The following is a 19872-nucleotide window of genomic DNA, read 5'->3' as shown; positions in this document are numbered from 1 at the left end:
CTCCTTCCCCGTCTTCTACGAGTGGATGGCTCGCTCGGTCGAGTCCATCGACGCGCTCGACGTCACCGACGAGGAGAAAGCGCTCATGAAGGGCGGCAACGCTGCTCGCATCTTTAACCTGTAAGCATAAAAGGCACTATTTTTTCTATTGATTAGAGGGGATCGGGTCTCGATACGGCGTGCCACCCTCCACTCGCCCGAGGCCCGACCGTTCGCTGCGCGACGAATATCGTGCAACTGAAAGAGGGGAAATAATGAGCAATCCCAATGCCGCGGCAAGCGCACAAGAGAAGACTCCGAGCTACGCGTGGATCGCGCTCGTCGTCTCACTGCTCGCCGCAATCTCGATCGTTTACGCATGGATGTGGCTGCCAGCCATCACCTTCCCGGTGTTCAAGGGCTGGCTCGGCGCTAACTGCGCATCCGTGCAGGCCGACCCCTCGCAGTTCGGCCTTTTGTCCAACGTCATGGGACTTGTGCCTATCGCAGCCCTCATCATGGCGTTCCCGGCCTCCTTCGTAGTCCGCAAGTTCGGCCCGAAGGTCGGCACGCTCGTCGGTCTTGGCCTGGCAGTGATTGGTTCCGCGGTGTGCGCCATCACGATCACCTCGAGCTTCACGGCGTTCCTCGTGGGCCGCTTCATCCTGGGCCTCGGTCTTGCGCAGACGATTGTCGCAGGCCCGACGTGCGTGTCTATCTGGTTCCCCAACACGACCCGTGGCCGCGCTATGGCTATCTGGTCGATTTGGGCACCGGTCGGCATCTTCACGGTGAACGTGTTCGGTGACGGCATCTACCATGCCGTCGGCCAGAACCTCGTCACCCTGCTGTGGGTGTGGACCATCGTCATCGTGATCATCGGCATCCTGTTCGCCGTCGTGTTCCGCAAGCCCCGTGCCGATGAGGCCTCCGAGGTTTCCGCTGAGACGAAGTCCTTCCGCGAGGTGCTCCCGTTCTTCAAGAAGCGTCAGCTTTGGTGCCTCATCTTCATGTTCGCGATCTTCAACTACATGAACTACGCCTTCAGCCAGTACCTTAAGACCTGGTTGCAGCTCGACCCCACTGCCGGCGGCCTTGGCTGGGATCCCGCGATGGCAGGCCTTATCGGTGGCGCGCTGACCGCATGCGGCATCCTCGCCCCCATCGGCGGCTTCATCTTGGACAAGCTGCCGCGCAACCTGAAGTACATCGCGGTCGTCTCCGGCATCACCGGCCTGACCGTGTGCTCCGCACTTGCCTTCCAGAACAACATGGTCGTGTTCGTCTTCTACGCCATCTTCTTCTGCATCGGCAACATGTTCCTGAACGGCTGCTGCCGTCCGATGATTCCGACCTACGTGTTCAAGGGCGGCGCAACCGCAGTTGCTCTGGGACTTTCGTTCCTCACGTTCGGCCAGTACCTCGGCCAGACGATCACTTCCTACGCGCTTGAGCCGTTCAACGCGTCCATGTCCGCAGGCGCTTGCGACCCGATGCTCGCCTTCTGGGCATTGGTGCCGATCGGCGTCGTGGGCATCATCGCCTCGCTGCTTATGAAGCCCTCCAAGCAGGACCTCGCAGGCGGCAAGCCGCAGGGGAAGCCGGCTGAAAACACGCAAGCTAAGTAAGCGCACATCAGGCTCGGTTTCCGCATCATTCGGCACCCGTGTCGCCAAAAAAGGCGCGCGGGTGCCTTTCGTTATCCAGGGACACACCATGAAAGACGGCATCGTTACGCTCACGTACGGCAAAATCGCCCACCTCGACGCCACAACCGGGCCGACGGATTGGGCGGGCCGCTCGATAGCGCTCGAAAGGAAGATGGGAATGGAAGGCCACGCCCCCGCACCGCCAAGCGAATCGAGACGCCCCGGACAGATTGAGGCGAGATGCGGGATAGACGCGACGACGAGCGCTACCGTGGACGCTACGACAGGCGCGACCCCCTCGATCAATCGCGACAGCATTCGGGAAAGCGCCGCAGAAGCCCACGATGATACGCTCAAGGAAGAAGATCGCGAAGCGGAAACTGTCGACGCGACGACAGGCGCAACACCTGGCGTATCCGCCGCATGCAAGGAGCTCGGAATGGCGAGCCTGTCCGACGTAATCGCCGATATGGGGATCAAACCGCCAGGACAAGCCTAGGGCGCAAGCTCCCGTCAGTGACGAGCTTGGAAGCACTCCTGCCGTGTTTCCAGAGAAGCAAAATCATGTATCGGAGGGGAAAAGCTTTATACTGAACACTAGGGATTTTGGGGCGCACCGTGCGAAATACCGCTTTGCGTCGTGGTCAGTTTCTCTTGTGTATCGGTATCTTATTCAAGGGGGAAAGATGGCGAAAGAGAAGCAGCGCAGCGGCGCTGACGGTGCAATGGAATTGTTAGGGGTTGGCGGCTTCGCCCTTTTTTTCGGGTGGATGCTCATCACCTTCTACTGGCTGTTTGCGATTTTCTTGCAGGGTCTTCCCACCGGCGAGCGCGACATGATCCAGCTGTTCATCTTCGTCGGCATCGCGCTTGGGGAGCTAATTTGCCACTTCCTCGGCAAACGAGCGTCCTACACACCGTTTAAGACACCAGTCCTTGTGGCCGAGGCGTTATTTGCCGCAATCGTACCCCTCATCAGTTTCGGCCTGCTTGCACACGCCCCGATACCCGCCCCCCTGCTCTGCACCGCCAACCTCCTCGCCGGCATTGGAGGCGGCTTCCTTACTGTGAGCTGGCTCGATGTGTGCGGCAGGTCCAAATCGCGTGCCTATGCCCGATTCTGCTCTGAAGCGCTTTTAGGCGGAGGCGCCCTCTTCGCGCTTGCAGCGCTTATGCCGACCGAGTTCCAGCCCGTCTTCTGTCTCGTTTATCTCGCGTTGTCGGTGGGATTGCTGAAGTACACGAGCGAGAATTCAGACAATTCACAGGCCGCGCCGGTAAACGCCATCGACCACAAGCCGTGGAAATTCGCGCGTGAAGTCGAGCCATCCTTTGTTGCCTTCGGCATCGTTTTCGGAATGACTTTTGTCTTCCTGTTCAACTACGGTTCTCATTATGTCTTCATCGGCCTTCTTGCAACGATTCCCGGTGCTCTTGTCTTAGTTGCGCTCTCCCTGAAGAAGATCTTCCTGAACATCACCGTTCTGCAGAGAATCCTGCTGTTCATGACGGTGCTCGCTTGCATCTGCATCCCCTTCTCAACTGGGTACGTCCAGATTGTCTGCGCGTTTCTTGTCATCGCATCGTGGGCGCTGTTCCTGCCAACGACCTATGCACATCTCGTGCGTAAGAGCGTCGAGCTCGGGGAAGCGGCGGTATTTCGTCAGGTTCCTCGTCGCCTTTTAGCAAGTGCGCTGGGATTTCTCATCGGATGGGCCGTCGCAAGCGCGACGACCGTCGTCTTCGGTGCCCACTCCGACGCTTTCACGGTCATTCGCCTGTGCACCGCATGTCTCGTCGTCCTCGCTGTCACCGTGTTCTTCCCGCAATCGGAGCATCATGATGAAAACGCCGATCGCGCGCCTGCCCCAAGTGAGGCTGTTGCAACCCCCGCACAGTCGGCGCCTGCTGGCATGAGCGAGCATGAGGTGTTCGAAGCGCGCTGCAACGCCGTTGCCGAGATGTATCAGCTCTCCCCTCGCGAGACCGATGTGTTGCGCTACCTCGCCAAGGGCCGCAACGCCGCCTATATCCAAAACAAGCTGACCATCTCTCCGCACACCGTTAAAAGCCATATCTACAGCATTTACCGCAAGACGGATATCCACTCCCAGCAATCGCTCATGGACTTCGTTGAGGATTATCCCGTTTCCGTTCCGCAACAATCTCCGAAAAAGAAATAGGCTTCCCTTTTGATTGCGTGACGAGGCTCTCCTGTCTTGTCATTTAGCAAATTCGCAGCTCACCGCCTCATACCATCATACCAATTTACGTTATTACATACCTATCACACGATAGGGTCAGCATCGCTTCGTGGTGAGCTGTTGCCATCGTACAAGGGGAATGCACGCCCAGGGGAAATTGAATGCACGGGCGCATAACGTGGAGCTATGAAAATCGCCCTGGGAGAGCTTGCCACACTCGTATGAAACGCCGCTCAAGAGCCGAAGTCGGCAGAACTAAAGAGGGACATTATGAAAACCAAGGGGCTCGGGTTCATGCAGCTCACCATTGTCGTGGGATTCTGCCTGTATTACGGCTACTACCTGATCGCCTTCTTCGGGGCCTTCGCAGAGCTCCCGCCCAGCATAGATTTTACCAAAGCCCATCTGGGACAATTCGTGTTCTTCATCGGAAGCATCATCGGCACGGAGGGCTTGCTGCTCTGGTTCAGGCACCGCGACAGCGTAGCACTTTGCCACAAGAAGCTCTTCTTCCTCGCAAGCCTTCTGCCCGGATCGCTCTCCCCCCTGATTATGGCGCTCGACGCTCTCGGGGCAACGCCTCCGCTCCCCCTCATGTACACATGCCTCCTATTCGCAGGTTTCTCAATCGCCATGGGATTCATGCTATGGGACGATTTCATGGTCCATGGCGGTCTGTGCCACAACCAATTCGCCCATGCGGCGGTCTTCTGCACCGGCGGGCTGCTCTTCCTTTTCTGCACCGCGCTGCTTCCCAAGCTTGCTCTCGGCGTCGTCTGCTGGCTCATGCTGCTCGCAAGTATGCTGCTCGTCATGTTCATAAACCCCCGCCGCCGCCCCCAACCCGACAGGTCCGTCAAGCCCGTTGCGGAGTTCTTCAAGGGAACCCGCCATCTCGACATCGTGAGCGCCACTCTCAACGTGGCCTTCGGCTATGCCTTCATCTTGCTTTTCCGCACCGGAACCGCAAACGTGCTGATCGCAGGCGCGGGGGCAATCCTCGTTGACGCCATCATCTCCTCGGCGATGGGAAACCGTCGCTCGATGCTCTACTCGGGCGCGCTTCGCCTCTTCTGTGCCATCGTTTCGTGCGCGCTGCTTCTCTATCTCGCGCCCGGCGGCGCGCTCGCCATCGTAGCCCTCGGTGTGATGGTGGTATGTTGGTTTCTCTTCCGCACCGTTCACTGTGGCTGCCTGGCGGTTCTGGCCGCAACGAAAGAATTCCCCGTCCTCTACACCTCCACCCGTGGAAAGCTTGCCGCAAACTGCGGATTCGCCGCAGGCCTGCTCATCGGCACGCTCACCGTGGCAAGCGAGGCGCACGACGCATGCCTTGTCGTCACCTTGGCCATCGTCGCGTCCTTCATCTTGGCATCCCTGTTCTTTTTGCCCTTCGACGAGGAATCCTCCTCCCCTGGCTATCGCACCATCACCTTTGTCGACATGCCAATGACAGCCGCGCAGGACAGCTCGCTTGAAAAGCGCTGTGCGCGCCTAGTAAAGCGTTGCAAGCTTTCCCCACGCGAAGCGGAAGTCCTCACATGGGCCGCACAAGGGCGCAACGCGAAGGCCATCGCCGAGAAGCTCTTCATTTCCGAGAGCACCACCAAAACCCATATGTCGAACATCTATCGCAAGGCGGGCGTCCACTCGCAACAAGAACTCATCGCGCTTCTGGACCAAGAGCGATAACGATACCGGTCCAAACGAGCGCACCCTCTGGACCGAAATTTTGAAGAAAACGAATTTCTCCAGCTCAACACCTCATACGCAACGTACCGTCCCTCATCAAGCGAGTTCCGATCTCGCTTTTGGAACTCCTGCGGTCAAGCCATCCTCGATTTTGCGCTCTAACGTGTGGGCCACCGAAAAGGTAGAAGCGGAGGGCGTTTAAGAAGGAGGACTTACCACTCTCGACTTCTATCACGGCGAGTGAGCCATTAGTGGAAAGCTCTAGGAGAGGGAGAGTGACTCAAATGACAATGAGAATCGACATTCCCCACGACAGCGACGAGTCGAAGGGGATGCGCCCCACGTTCTTCAACGAACCGCCTGTCATGTACACCGGCGGAGACGTGCCTTGGCAGTGGGAAGAGGACGGCATGATCTGCACCAGGTCGGCCGCCTGGTCTGCGCCGGGCTGCCATGACGGCTGCGGCGTCATCGTCTACACCGACAAGGAGACCGGCAAGTTCATCAAAGTCGAAGGCGACGAGGAGAACCCGTACTACCAGGGGCGTCTCTGCATGCGCTGCCTTGACGTGGCCGAGGCGATCTACCATCCCGACCGACTGCTCCACCCGATGAAGCGCGACCCGAAGTTCCGCGGCAAGGCGGACAAGTGGGAGCGGATCACGTGGGAAGAAGCCTACGACATGATCGACGAGAAGTTCACCAAGATCCGCGACGAGTACGGCGGAAAGGCGATCATCTTCGCGTCCGGCACCGGCCGCGTCACGCCGCCGATCAACGCGCGCTTGGGCTATGCGCTCGGCTCGATCCAGTACTCGTACTTCCATTCTGGCAACGCGTGCTACGTTCCCCGCGTGGCAGCCGCGAACACCATCCAGGGCTGCTACACCTGCCCCGACTTCTCGATGCAGTTCCCCGACCGCTACGACAATCCCGAATGGGTCGCCCCGAAGAACATCTTCGTCTGGGGCAACAACCCGCTTATCGCCAATGCCGACGGCAACCTCGGACACTGGGTCGTCGACTGCATGAAGCGCGGTTCGAAACTCATCGTCGTTGACCCGCGTTTGACCTGGCTCGCGGCGAAGGCCGACCTCTGGTTGCAGATCCGCCCGGGCACCGACTCCATGCTCGCCTTGTCCATGGGCAAATACCTCATGGAAAACGACCTCTACGATCACGAGTTCGTCGAGAAATGGTGCTACGGCTTCGAGGAGTACGAGAAGGCTTGCGAGCCCTACAATCTCGACTGGGCCTCTGAGGTCACCTGGCTTGACAAGGAAGACATCATCGCGGCTGCGAAATATATGTCCGAGAAGCCGACGGCCGTGCAGTGGGGCCTGGCCATCGACATGAACCTGCAGTGCGTCACCGCTTCCCAAGCGCTGTGCAACCTGTGGTGCATCACCGGCCAGATCGATATCCCTGGCGGCATGATCACCGTGCACGACCCGTACAACACCGAGGTTTGGCTGCCGCCCGATCCCCGCGAGGTCTTCACCCCCGAGCAGGAGAAGGAACGCATCGGCTCCAACTACGAGATGATCACCAACTCCGGCATGGTCCAGTGCCAGGCGGACTCCATGATCGACCAGCTGGTCACCGGCCGCCCGTTCAAGATCCGCGCGGCGTGGATCCAGTCGACCAACCCTCTCGCCTGCTGCGCACAGGACCCCGAGCCCCGCGTTGAGAAGGGTCTTAAGAACTGCGAGTTCGTCGTGGGCGTCGACTGCTTCATGACGCCGACCCTCATGGCAAACTGCGACGTCGTGCTGCCGCTGTGCTTCTACCCTGAGCGCGAGGGCCTGCGCTCGGTGTGGTACTACATCCAGAACACCAACAAGGCCTGCGAGCCGATGGGCGAGTCGAAAGACGACTTCCAGATCAACTGGGAGCTCGGCCGTCGCTGGAACAAGGACCTCTGGCCAGGTGAAACGCTTGAGGAGTACTTCTCCTACCTCATCAAGGAGGCGGGAATCACCTACGACAAGTCCCGCAAGCTCAACTGGATCTACCCCGAGTTCCACTACCGCAAATTCGAGAAGGGCGAGCAGCGCCCCGACGGCAAGGTGGGATTCAACACGCCGACCGGTCGCATCGAGCTGTGGTCGACGCTGCTGGCATCCTGGGGGCAGAAGCCGCTGCCCTACTTCGAGGAGCCGCCGATGAGCCCCTACAGCCAGCCGGAGCTCTACAAGGAGTACCCGCTGGTGCTCACCACCGGCGCACGCCACTACGAGTCCTTCCACTCCGAGCATAGGCAGATGAGTCGCCTGCGCTCGAGACTCCCCCAGCCGCTGTTCGAGATCCATCCCGACAAGGCGGCGGAGCTCGGCATCGAAGACGGAGACTGGTGCTGGATCGAAAGCCCCATCGGCCGCTGCCGCGAGGTGGCGAAGGTGACCACTATCGTCGACCCGCGCGTGGTGCAGGCCGATCACGGCTGGTGGTTCCCTGAAGCCGACCCGGAGGACCAGGGTGAAGGCTGCTTCGCAACCTACGCCCGCAACATCAACGTGTGCCTGCCGTCGGAATGCGGCGACACCGGGTTCGGCAACCAGAGCAAGTGCTACCTGTGCAAGGTCTACAAGTGCACGCCGGAGGAAATCCCCCTGCCCGAACCGGCACAGCCCAAGGACCGCTTCGCCGAGGGCAGTTTCCGCAACTCCACCCTCGAAGCAGAAATGGAGGACTAGCCATGGCTGAGAAGGCATACGGACTGCTCATCAACTACGAGTTCTGCACCGGCTGCGGCACCTGCGAGATGGCCTGTTCCGTCGAGCACGACATCCCCATCGGACGTTACGGGATCCAGATGGCCACCATCGGCCCCTGGCAGATCGACAAGAAGAACTGGCAGCTCGACACGGTGCCCATTCCCACCGACGAGTGCGACCTGTGCGCCAAGCGCGTTGAGAAGGGCAAGAAGCCAACGTGCGTGAAGCACTGCCAGTCGCTGTGCATGGAATATGGGCCTGTCGACGAGCTGGCGGCGAAGCTGGCTAGCGCCACGACGAAGCACGTGCTCTTCGTACCCAAGGCGGGCACGACAGCAAAGCAGTAGGCGTTTAACCCCCGGCGCTGAGTAGGTAATTCGGAAGATTCCGTGAATAGACCGCTCAGCGCCGGGCCAAAGTGCGAAGAGGAAAGGGGCGGGGCCTGTGTGCGGTGGATACACGCGCGTATGCGTACGTTGCGGCTTATGCGGCAAGGTCGACCCACGCCCGCTCAACACTGCAGGCACCTGTCCGATGTGCGGGCAGGTCGCCGAGCCGGGAGCGCAGCATTGCAGCGCCTGCGGCGCCAGAATCCCCCGGGCGCCCGGCGAAGAGGCACACCTAAGCGATGCTCGACCCGGCACAATGGGAATCAACGGTAAACAGGCCGAAGAGGCCGGAAGGGAGAAGCGATGATCGCAATGGAAGACGTCAAGCCGGTTGAAGTGGAAGCATCGATCCCGGCCGAGCAGGCGACGGCCCCAAGCAACTCCCTCAAACGCAAGAGGCCAAAAGGCGAAGGCGCAGTCGAGATCTACTGCACCAAGTGCGGCGAGTCGGCGACCGACGGACGCTTCAGCCCCTATGGCCCGAGCATGGAGTGGTGGTACACCATCACCGGAACCCTCGACGAGATCCAGTGGGTCTATCAGACGGACAAGAACTACTGGGCGAAGGTGGTCGAGCCGACCGTTCGATGCGGATGCGGCAGCGGGCGCGAGTGCAACCCTATGCTGTGGTCCGTGCGGCAGATTCCCGCAAGCTAGGCGCAGGGCGCTTCGTTAAGATGCCGGCGGCTTATGCCTGCACGCCGCTGGCAACCGAGCGCCTTCGGCCTGCAAACCATCCCGTCCTTTGCGAGGACGGCGCTCCTCTGCACGCTGTATCTGGATTCGAATCTAGAGAAGGTGAGAACAATGGAGAAAGACAGCGCTGCTCTCAAGCAGCCAAGACCGTACGCTGAATCGGATATCAACCGCTATGAGGAAAAGACCCCGCGCTATGCCTGGGTCATTTGGATCGTCACCTTCCTCGTGAGCTTTGCGGCCCCATTAGGCCAGTTCAAGCTGGTGAACATCCCCTTGTATTTCATCTATGTCCCCAACGTCAGCCCCGCTGGCGGCTTCATGCTCGACGGAGCGGGATTCGGCATGCTCATGACCTGCGTTTCGCTCATCGGCATCGTGCTCGCGTTCCCCGCCGCCTTCATCTGCCGCAAGCTCGGCCTAAGGTGGACTATCACCATCGCCACGCTCGGCGTTATCGTAGGCGGCCTCATCCCCGCCTTGGCGGGCACCAACATCACGGCGCTCTACATCGGGCGCTTCATCGAGGGTCTGGGGATCGGGCTTGTTGGCGTGTCCGCACCGACGCTCATCACCCTGTGGTTTCCCGATAAGACCCGCGGCGTCATGCTCGGCCTGTGGTGCTGCTGGGTTCCCCTCTCCATCACGCTCGACGCGCTCGTCACGCCCAGCATCGCCGCCGCAAGCGGCTGGCAGGGCGTTTTCTGGTTCGTCATCATATTTGCCACGGTGGCGCTCATCCTGTTCAACATCTTCTACAAGGTGCCGGGTGGCGAAGGAGCAAGCTACAACGTCGAGAGCAACTTCAAGGAGTGCGTCGTGCTCCTGAAGAACAAGGATATCTGGCTGCTCTTCATCGTCTTCGCCGTGTTCATCGCAGGACAGACCGGCATCGTCAACACCTATCTGCCGACGTTTCTGCAGACGTCGGTCGAGACGGGCGGATGGGGCTTCACCGAGCAGGCAGCTGCGATGGGTCTTTCCGTCGTCACCACGATCGGCTTGGTCGCGAACCCCGCCGGCGGCGCCATCACCAACAGGCTGCCGTTAAAGCTCAAGAGGATCATGCCCGTGCTCGTTGCGGTAATCTACCTCTTCTGCTTCTACATGATGTTCCAAACCGAGAACATCACGCTCGTGTGGGTCGGCATCGTGCTGATGGGCCTGTGCGCCGGCATCGGAGGCGGCGGCTTGCGCCCGCTCGCACCGACGATCATGAACAAGTCGGCCATGGCGGCGACGATGGGCATGGCTGTCCTGCAGTTCGCGCAGTGCATCGGCAACTGTTTCAGCCCCATTTACGGCGGCATGATCGACGCGGGCTACACGTATTGGGACGCTTGTTTGTTCACCATCATCCCGCTTTCCGTCGTGATGCTCATCGCCGCGATATTCATCAACCCGAAGCCGAAGGGCAAGCCGTTAAGCAATGAGCCCGAGAACCACCGGTAACTTAGGTCCTCTCATCGCCCAGATGATGACCAATTTGCGAAATTCCAGGTAAACGTCTCATACCAACGTACTGATTTAGCAATACTGCATACCTTTCACGCGATAGTGTCAGCATCGATTCATGGTCAACTCTCAGTACCCGTTAGGGGGCGGGATTCTCGGGGCGGACACCCGTTTTCATGTCCCGCCGGGCCGACGCAGGGAAGATACCTGCACCCTTTTAGGCCCTACGAGAGGAGGATCGATGGCTGACACTATCGAGAAAGTCGAGACCAATATCGAGGGGCGCGACCGCGACGATATTGGCAACTCCAAAGAGGAGAATCAGTTCAACTTCGGTGCCGGCGTGCACCAAGAAGTTGACCCTCGCTGGAAGCATCCCGGCGAGTGGCAGTACGAGGAAGACGGCATGATCGTCACGCGTACGTCCGTCTGGTCGGCACCTGGCTGCCACGAGGGCTGCGGCGTGCTCGTGTACTCCGACAAGGAGACCGGCCGCTTCATCAAGTGCGAAGGCGACCCGGACGATCCGTACAACCGCGGCGCCCTCTGCCCGCGCTGCCTCGCTTTCAAGCAGGTCGAGTTCCATCCCGACCGCATTCTCTACCCGATGAAGCGCGCTGGCGAGCGTGGCGAGAACAAGTGGGAGCGCATCTCGTGGGACGAAGCGCTTGAAACCTGCTACAAGGAGTTCCGCCGCATCTCGATGACCTACGGTGGCGACTCCATCCACTGCCTGCGCGGCACCGCTCGCGACAACCAGTGGCAGGTCGGCCGTATGGCGAACACGTTCGGAAGCCCGAACGAGTACGGCTTCCTTTCCGGCACCGCGTGCTACCTCCCCCGCCTGTCGCTCATGATCATGACCTACGGCGGCATGCTCATCGCCGACTTCTCGCAGTTCTCCGCACTGCGTTACGACGATCCCGAGTGGACGTGCCCTGAGTGCACCATCGTCTGGGGCTGCAACCCCACCATCTCCAACCCCGACTTCTTCATGGGCCATTGGGTGACCGACGCCATGAAGCTCGGCTGCAAGCTCATCTCCGTCGAGCCGCGCGTCACCTGGCTTGCCGCGCACGCCGACATCCACCTGCAGCTGCGCCCCGGCACCGACACCGCTCTCGCCCTCGCGATGATCAAGGTCATCGTTGACGAGGACCTCTACGACCACGACTTCGTCGAGCGCTGGACCTACGGCTTCGACGAGCTGGCCGAGCGCGCCCGCGAGCTCTCCCTCGACGAGGTTGAGAAGATGACCTGGGTTCCCAAGGAGAAGATCGTCGCTGCTGCTCGCATGTTCGCGAACGCTCATCCGGCAAACGTCGTTTGGGGCCTTGCTGTCGACATGCAGTCTCAGGGCACCCCGTGCGCTGCCGCTATTGCTGCGCTGTGGACGATCACCGGCAACCTCGATATCCCCGGCGGCATGTGCTACACCGCATCCCCGATGGGCGTCGACCAGCCTTCCGCAGGCGCGTGGGGCATCTACGACCTCATCAACGAGGAGATGCAGAAGAAGCGCGTCGGCTGGAAAGAGTTCCCGATGTACCGCTACGGCCTTACCCAGGCAATGCCTGACATGTGCCTGGAGTACTGCGAGGCCGGCAAGGTGAAGGGCATCTGGATCCAGACGTCCAACGGCATCGCCTGCATGAGCTGCGAGACCGAGCGCTGGTACGAGGCCATGAAGAAGGTCGAGTTCGTCGCTGCGTGCGATATCTTCATGACGCCGACGATCCAGGGGTACGCCGACATCGTCCTCCCTGTTCAGACGTGGGCTGAGAAGCACTCTGTGCGCGCTCACTACTACTTCCTCTCCGCTATCACGGGCGGCTGCGCCACCGAGGGCGAAGCGAAGTCCGACTGCGAGATCAACCGCGAGCTCGCCCAGTACTTCGACAACGACGACGAGTTCAACCGCGTGATCGAGCGCCCCGAGGGCAAGCAGAAGACGTGGCCGTGGAAGACCGAGGACGAGGTCTACGATGAAATCGTGAAGCCTTCCGGATTCACCTTCCGCGAGCTCATGGAACATGGCCCCGCTTACCAGAAGTACGTCTACAAGAAGTACGAGAAGGGCCTCATGCGCCCCGACGGCCAGCCCGGCTTCAACACGCCGACCGGCCGCATCGAGTTCTGGTCGACGCTGTTCCAGAAGTTCGGCTACGATCCGCTGCCCTACATCGAGGAGCCGGGCATCGGTCCTGTGACCACGCCCGACCTCTACGAGGAGTACCCGATGATCATGATCACGGGCGCCCGCACCACCTCGTTCTTCCACTCCGAGCATCGCCAGATTCCTTATCTGCGCCAGCTCACGCCTGATCCGTGGGTCCAGATTCACCCGCGCGACGCCGAGCGCCTGCACATCTGCGAAGGCGACTGGGTGTGGCTTGAGAACCATCGCGGCCGCGCTCGCCAGCGCGCTCGCGTCACCTACGAGGTGCACGAGGGCACCATCGCCGCACAGCACGGCTGGTGGTTCCCCGAGCAGGATGGCGCTGAGCCGAACCTGTACGGCTTCCGCCAGTCCAACATCAACCAGCTGCTTGCCAACAAACCTGGTACGACCGGCTTCGGCGCTGACCTCAAGTGCACGCTTGCCAAGGTGTATCGCTGCAAAGAGGAGGAACTGTAATGGCTAAGAACGGAATTCTTGTCGACTACCAGTACTGCACCGGCTGCTATTCGTGCGAAGTGGCCTGCCAATCCGAGCTCGACCTGCCGCTTGGCCAGTGGGGCGTGAAGGTCATGCAGAACGGCCCGTGGCCTATCAAGGACAAAGAAGGCAACGAGACCGACCAGTACGTGTATGATTTCATTCCGGCATTCACGAAGCTGTGCGATCTGTGCGCCGAGCGCCAGGAAAAGGGCAAGCTGCCTTCCTGCGTCTTCCACTGCCAGGCAAAATGCATGGAGTACGGCCCCGTCGACGAGCTCGTGAAGAAGCTCGACGAGAAGCCTCAGCAGTATCTCTGGGTGCCGCCGTGCGCATAGGGCGCTAACAAGCTGAAGCCGTAACAACAAGTGGGGCTGCCTGCGCAAACAGTGCTGCGGGCAGCCCCTTACAACATCGAAACGCGTTTCAAGGGGAATGCGATATTTCGTATACGAGGGGATAAGACTATGACAGAACCAACTGCGAGCGACATCGCCCAACAAACCAAAGTGAGCGGCAAGGCATGGGGTATGCTTGCCGTCACGTATTTCGCCAGCATCTGTGCACCGCTTTGCCAATTCAAGATCCCACCTTTGGCGTCATGGCTTTTCCCCGCATTCCATGGGGCATTGGACTCCGTGACGTTCGGCACGCTTATGAGCGCAATCGCCCTGATCGGCGTCGTGCTCGCCTTCCCCGCCGCCTTCATCGCCCGACGCATGGGACTGAAAAACGTCATCTTGCTCTCGGTGGCCTGCTTAGGTGTCGGCAGCGCGCTTGGCGGCGTGGACGCGAATCTCACGTTGCTCCTGGTGAGCCGCCTTCTCGAAGGCGTTGGCATCGGGCTTATCGGCGTTGCGGCACCGTCGTGCGTGACCATCTGGTTCCCCGAGCGCAAGCGCGGGCTCGCACTCGGCCTTTGGGCGACATGGGTACCCGTCGGATCGGTTCTCGCGTTCAACACCGTGCCGATGATCGCAGGAGCGTTCGGGTATCAAACCGTCTTCTTCTCGCTTGCAGGCGTCTGCCTGGTGGCGTTCGTGCTGTTCTGCGCCGTGTACCGCATGCCCGAGGGCGCGACCGGCGACATGGGCATCGAGGGTACGTTCATCGAGTCGCTCAAGTACTGCAAGAATCGCCGCATCTGGATCCTCGGCGCTGTGTTCTTCCTGTTCTCGATGACGACGATCGGCATCATGAACACCTACTACAACACGTTCCTCGAAACGCAGCTCGGCTTCGATGCGCAGACGGCCTCGTCGCTTTCCTCGATCATCATGTTCATCTCGCTGTTCGTAGCTCCGCTGACCGGGCTTGTGTCCGACAAGCTGCCGCTTGGGCGCAAGTACCTCGTCGGCATCGTGATGATGGTTCTCCTCATCCCCACCGGCTTCTTTATGTTCTACGTCGGAGACGGCGCGACGGCAGTGATGTGGGCGACCATCATCCTGCAAGGCATCGGCGGCGGCATGTGCGGCGGCTCGCTTCGCCCGATGGCCCCCATGCTCATGCGCAACACCGCGATGGGAGCCACCATGGCGATGGCCATTATGCAATTCTGCCAAAACCTTGGGTCCGCAATCGGCTCTCCGCTGTTCGGAGCTGTGATGAGCACGCAAGGCTGGGAGACCGCGAGCTTCATGCTGCAGCTTCCGGCATATGTGCTCGCGCTCGTGCTGTGCTTCTTCATCCTGCCGAGAGGGAAAAACGTCACCTCGCTTGACGATGTCCCAGCCGACAAGGCATGGCCGAAGGGCTTCTAGCTCGCAATCGCTCCTCGCATTTTAGAAAGGGACCTCATGAAAGCACAAGACATGATCGCCGAGATCAAGAAAGCACCGCTGACCTCGGCACTTGAACTCGACCGGCTGCGCCTGGCGACGACGATCGGAGATGCCGTATTGCCCGAGTTCGAACAATACCTCGACGGAGCCGAAAGCTATCGCGAGTTCTTCGACGCCATTTACGCAGATGACGACAAGAAGAACACGAGCGTTTGGGCCGCCTGGGCCAAGCAGTCGAGAAAGCCCTGGATCGATCGTTTTGACGCAAAGCTCGCGCTCACTGGCCTTCGCATCAAGAGCGACGGACTGCCCCTGGAGTTCGGTACGGGCATCGTGCTCGCGCCGACGGGAAGCCGCGACCGCATCTGCAACCTGTACGTGTTCCCGTCGAACGGGTTCAACACCGAGGCAGCCGATTTCTCGACCTCTGTGGGCGGATCGTTCACGGTAGCGGGATACGACTTCAAGGGCGTCTACGGCGTCTACCGCTACCACAGCAGCGTCATCTTCGAGGAGTGGGAAGTCGAGGGCGACCCCGTTCCCCATAAAGGTTAGAGCCCTCTGCTTTCTTCAACTTACAACTTACCACATTCAGGCAATTCTCCCCGTTTCATACGCGTGACAACCTGTATCCGCATGCACTTCGCATAAGAGAAAGGTACGACGATGGATGAGAAAGATAGGTCCGTCGAGAGCAACCGAGGGCCACGACCCCTCGCTGAATCGGAAATCACGATCAAGGAAGAGAAGACGCCCCGCTACGCGTGGGTGATTTGGATCATCACGTTTCTGATAAGCTTTGCCGCGCCCATGGCGCAATTCAAGATCGTCTCGATTCCGCTTTATTTCATCTACGTGCCGGGGGTCAGTCCCGACGGCTGCTTCGGCCTCGATGCAAGCGGCTTCGGCATGCTGATGACGATGGTGTCGCTTATCGGCATCGTGCTCGCCTTCCCCGCCGCCTTCATCTGCCGCAAGCTGGGGCTGAAGCAAACGATCGCGCTTTCGGCCATCGGCGTGATTATCGGAGGGCTCGTCGAGATCATCGGCGGCGACAACATCGCGACCATGATGGTCGGGCGTTTCCTCGAGGGCACCGGCATCGGCCTTGCAGGAGTGTCGGCCCCGACGCTGATCACGCTGTGGTTCCCCGACAAGACGCGCGGGCTTGCATTGGGCCTGTGGTGCTGCTGGGTTCCCCTGTCGATCACGCTCGATTCGATCATCTGCCCGATGATTGCAAGCTCGATGGGTTGGCAGGGCGTCTTCGGCGTCGTCGTCGCTTTTGCGGTCGTCGCGCTCGTTCTGTTCTTGGTGTTCTACCGCGTTCCCGAGGGCAGCGTGGCCGGGTACAGCGCCGAAGGCAGCTTCATCGAGTGCGTAAAACTGCTGAACAACCCTCAGATTTGGCTTCTTGGCCTCGTGTTCTTCATCTTCATCATCGGGCAGACCGGCATTGTGAACACGTATCTGTCCACGTTCCTCCAAAGCGCTCCCCCGGTCGGCTGGGGCTGGAGCGAGGCGGCGGCGGGCATGGGCCTTGCCGTCGTCACGGGCATCAGCATTATCGCCAACCCGCTCGGTGGCTCGGTAACCGCGAAACTGCCCCATCGCCTGAAGCGCATCGTGCCTGTCGGCGTGGCCGTTTCCTACCTCATTTGCTTCTACCTGCTGTTCCAGAACTCAAATGAGTCGCTCATCTGGATCGGCATCGTCTTGATGGGCATCTGCGGCGGATTCGGCGGAGGCGGCCTTCGCCCGTTCGCTCCGACGATCATGAACCAGTCCGCGATGGCGGCGACGATGGGCATGGCCGTTATGCAGTTCGCGCAATGCCTCGGCAACTGCTTCAGCCCGGTGTACGGGGCGATTATCGATGGCGGTGCCACGTATTGGGAGGCATGCATGACCACGATCATCCCGCTTAGCGTGGTGATGCTCATCGCGGCCTTCTTCATTCGCCCTGGAAAAGATTCACCCGTCCGCTGCAAGTAGCGAGGACGAGCGTCCCACCACCGAACACCGCGCGCCGCTGTCGGGATGCTCCTGATGCTGCCTCCATGCTCCCGACGCTGCCCCTCGGGAGCATGGAGGCAAGTTCATGGTCAACTGGACGAGTTGTGCGACGTTTTATCGCCCGATTCTCCCCTTCATGAGGGCTTGGGGCGTCCTTCGAAAGAAAAGCCCCAGGTCAGCTTAAGGTAAGTTGGATTATTCTGAGAAATGACAGTGCACAACTCTCCCAACTGACCACGAAGTAAGGCTCCGCTCCACAGCAACCCCAAACCTCCTCCTCAGAATGAACTCGTCGTGGACAAATTGGGGCGATTTCCCAGGGCCGCTCCAGCTACTTCCTGCGGACGATAAAGCACTTGTGAATGCGCGGGTTGCGCTCGAAATCGTGCGGGATGGTTTGCGCTGTGATGTCCTCGATTTCCACGCCGTACTTCTCAAGCGATTCGAAGTCGGGCTTGAAGGTGCGCAAATTGCACGAGAAGACGGCCCGCCCGCCCTCGCGGAGAAGGCGGCTCACGCCGATGAGAAGCTCCACGTGATCGCGCTGTACATCCCACGTGCGCCGTCCCATCGACTTCGAGTTCGAGAACGTCGGCGGGTCGACGAACACCAGGTCGAACAGACGACGATCGCGCCGCGCCTCGGTGATCCACTGCATTACATCGGCGCGCTCGAAGCGGTGGGCCCGCCCCGAGAAACCGTTGTTCGCCATGTTGCGGCGCGCCCAATCAAGATACGTCGCCGACATGTCCACCGTGCACGTCGTGCGCGCACCGCACGCGGCGGCATGCACCGTCGCCGTGCCCGTGTACGCGAACAAGTTCAGGAAATCCCCGCCGGCCGCCATCTCGCCGACCATGTGACGCGTATCGCGATGGTCAAGGAAGATGCCAGTGTCCACGTACCCCGCGAGGTCGACCTCGAACAGAGAGCCATCCTCCTCGACGGTCGCCACGAACGAGCGGTCGCCCGCATCACGATACTGGCTTCCCCCGCGGTCACGACGGCGTGTCTTGGAGAACACGTGCTCGGGAGGCACGCCGAGCACAATAGGGGTAATCGCTAGAATATCGCTCATGCGATGGCGGGCTTTGACCTCGTCGATCGACGAGGGGGCGGCGTATTCTGCTACATGGACGAAGGTTTTTCCCTCGTCCTCGCCCGCGCCTGCGTACATATCGATCGCAGCCGCGTATCCAGGCAAGTCGGCATCGTAGACGCGGTAGCAGCTGACCCCCTCGCGGCGCGCCCACTTGCGACGCTCCTTGAACACCTTGCGCAAACGGGAAGCGAACTGGGAAGACGTCTCGTCGTGCACGTCGACGACATGCTCGGCCCCACCGAACATGTCGGGAACGACGATCGTCACAGGGGCAGCCGGGGGCGTATCGAAAAGGCGGACCTTGATGCTCACGCGCCCCCGTCCGAGCTCCTCACAAAGCGAAGGTTCGACACCGAAGCGTTCTGCCGCGCCCTCGCCTCCTATGCAGGCGAAAACGGAGCGAGCAGGGGTGTCGGCGGCTGCGCGCACAAAGGCTGCGTCCCCCGCCGCAGAGACCGCATTGTCGTTCGCCGGGTCGATCAACACCGCGGCAACGAGCTGCGGCGCGGAAGCATCGATGGGGCGCAGCGACTCCTGGGCACGCTCGGCACGCTCGTCGGCTTCATCGAGTAGCGTGTTCCACGTCTCCTCGTCGAAGCGCCCCCACGAGGAGAAGCCCCATCGGGAACGCGCCGCGCCGGGCGCCTCGTCTAAAACGATCGCCTTCGCCTCGCGCTCGAGCACGCTCAAGCCCCGCGACTTCTCGTCTTCGCTGCGAGACTCCGCGAGCGCGTCGACGAAGCGGAAGCCCTCCCCCGCTCGCGCGCCCCATTTCGCATACGCGAGAAGTGCCGCCGCATACGAGCACAGAAGCGGCATCGTATCCGGCGCGTTGCGACCGAAGTAGGCACGGTCGTTCAGAGGCGTGCCGGAAAGATCGACCGACACCGTCGCCTTCCCCTCGTGAATGCGCACGTCGATAGCGATATCGGGATGCGCAATGTTCACGTCGGGTCGCTCGCCGCGAACCTCGCGCAAACGATCGCAGATCGCGTCCTTCACGCGCATGCCCGTGAACTTCGTGTTGCGAAGCCCCTCGTTCGTCCCGCGGGCGCGCACAGCAATGCTCTTGCCAGAAAGCAGGATTTCCTCCCAAGGCAGCGCATATACCCCCTGGTAGAGCGCATCCGAGTTCGCAGCGCCAACACGCCCCTCGACGCAGAGCACGCGCGACGCCAGCCGCGACCAAAGACATGCGCGCAAGGCGGCCTTCGGGGCACCGAAAAACGCCACGCCGCCGCCAAGGGGGCGCGTGCGGCGGACTCCGAGCGCATGCAGCTCATCGGCGAGCAGGCCTTCCAACCCGGGAAGGCAGCTTGCGAAGAACTCGAGATCTTCGGAGGTATGGTCGGGCATGTGGGTTCCTTTCCCGTGGGCTGGGTAAGCGTTTCGACAAGAAAGCCCCTCGTCGCGCCGGCGTCGCGCAAGACTCCCGAAGCGCTCAACGCGCAGGGGGCAGCCTCAAAGCGATCGGGTCGGTGACGAGGGGCTCTCGCAGCATCGCATCAATCGACGTTTAGCCTGAGCAGC

14 protein-coding genes are annotated in these 19872 nt (G+C 60.7%); 13 read left to right on the top strand and 1 reads right to left on the bottom strand.

Translation table 11 applies throughout. The features are described 5' to 3' along the window. Nucleotides 1-254: 254 nt before the first annotated feature. The 13 genes from Q0I65_RS06040 to Q0I65_RS05980 all read left to right on the top strand — a co-directional run bounded on the left by Q0I65_RS06040 (nt 255) and on the right by Q0I65_RS05980 (nt 17219). Nucleotides 255-1607 (top strand): MFS transporter, encoded by a 1353-nt coding sequence (locus tag Q0I65_RS06040; RefSeq protein ID WP_296061161.1) that lies wholly within the window; start codon nt 255-257, stop codon nt 1605-1607. Between the two features lie 61 nt (nt 1608-1668). Beyond that, complete coding sequence (locus Q0I65_RS06035; RefSeq protein ID WP_296061158.1) at nt 1669-2127, top strand: hypothetical protein; 459 nt, start codon at nt 1669-1671, stop codon at nt 2125-2127. 187 nt (nt 2128-2314) lie between these two features. Then, nucleotides 2315-3811: a helix-turn-helix transcriptional regulator gene (locus tag Q0I65_RS06030; protein ID WP_296061156.1), complete on the top strand. Its 1497-nt coding sequence runs from the start codon at nt 2315-2317 to the stop codon at nt 3809-3811. A 291-nt stretch (nt 3812-4102) separates the two neighbouring features. Next, nucleotides 4103-5524 (top strand): helix-turn-helix transcriptional regulator, encoded by a 1422-nt coding sequence (locus Q0I65_RS06025; protein ID WP_296061155.1) that lies wholly within the window; start codon nt 4103-4105, stop codon nt 5522-5524. Between the two features lie 284 nt (nt 5525-5808). Next, a complete protein-coding gene (locus Q0I65_RS06020) occupies nt 5809-8220 on the top strand; it encodes a molybdopterin-dependent oxidoreductase (protein ID WP_296061153.1) in 2412 nt (803 codons plus the stop codon). Nucleotides 8221-8222: 2 nt separating this feature from the next. Then, complete coding sequence (locus Q0I65_RS06015; RefSeq protein WP_296061151.1) at nt 8223-8588, top strand: 4Fe-4S dicluster domain-containing protein; 366 nt, start codon at nt 8223-8225, stop codon at nt 8586-8588. A 345-nt stretch (nt 8589-8933) separates the two neighbouring features. Beyond that, complete coding sequence (locus Q0I65_RS06010) at nt 8934-9287, top strand: hypothetical protein (protein WP_296061150.1); 354 nt, start codon at nt 8934-8936, stop codon at nt 9285-9287. 150 nt (nt 9288-9437) lie between these two features. Next, on the top strand, nt 9438-10778 hold the full coding sequence (locus Q0I65_RS06005) for an MFS transporter (protein WP_296061148.1): 1341 nt from the start codon (nt 9438-9440) through the stop codon (nt 10776-10778). Nucleotides 10779-11022: 244 nt separating this feature from the next. Next, nucleotides 11023-13419 carry a molybdopterin-dependent oxidoreductase gene (locus Q0I65_RS06000; RefSeq protein ID WP_296061146.1) on the top strand — a complete coding sequence of 799 codons (2397 nt, stop codon included), beginning with the start codon at nt 11023-11025 and terminating at the stop codon, nt 13417-13419. After that, nucleotides 13419-13778 carry an oxidoreductase gene (locus tag Q0I65_RS05995; RefSeq protein ID WP_158048438.1) on the top strand — a complete coding sequence of 120 codons (360 nt, stop codon included), beginning with the start codon at nt 13419-13421 and terminating at the stop codon, nt 13776-13778. The genes Q0I65_RS06000 and Q0I65_RS05995 overlap by 1 nt, the downstream gene beginning before the upstream one ends. 129 nt (nt 13779-13907) lie before the next feature. Further along, on the top strand, nt 13908-15203 hold the full coding sequence (locus Q0I65_RS05990) for an MFS transporter (protein WP_296061143.1): 1296 nt from the start codon (nt 13908-13910) through the stop codon (nt 15201-15203). Between the two features lie 36 nt (nt 15204-15239). Next, the gene (locus Q0I65_RS05985; protein WP_296061140.1) at nt 15240-15779 is read left to right on the top strand and encodes a hypothetical protein; all 540 of its coding nucleotides are present in this window, start codon (nt 15240-15242) and stop codon (nt 15777-15779) included. 111 nt (nt 15780-15890) lie between these two features. Then, complete coding sequence (locus Q0I65_RS05980; protein ID WP_296061138.1) at nt 15891-17219, top strand: MFS transporter; 1329 nt, start codon at nt 15891-15893, stop codon at nt 17217-17219. Between the two features lie 352 nt (nt 17220-17571). Here Q0I65_RS05980 and Q0I65_RS05975 read toward each other — a convergent pair whose 3' ends face one another. Next, nucleotides 17572-19698 (bottom strand): class I SAM-dependent methyltransferase, encoded by a 2127-nt coding sequence (locus Q0I65_RS05975; RefSeq protein WP_296061135.1) that lies wholly within the window; start codon nt 19696-19698, stop codon nt 17572-17574. Nucleotides 19699-19872 lie beyond the last annotated feature (174 nt).

Origin of the sequence: uncultured Ellagibacter sp. (genome assembly GCF_934643285.1) — a bacterium.
Lineage (GTDB): Bacteria > Actinomycetota > Coriobacteriia > Coriobacteriales > Eggerthellaceae > Ellagibacter.
Note: the sequence above shows the minus strand (reverse complement) of the source record. Positions and strands in the feature narration are given on the sequence as shown.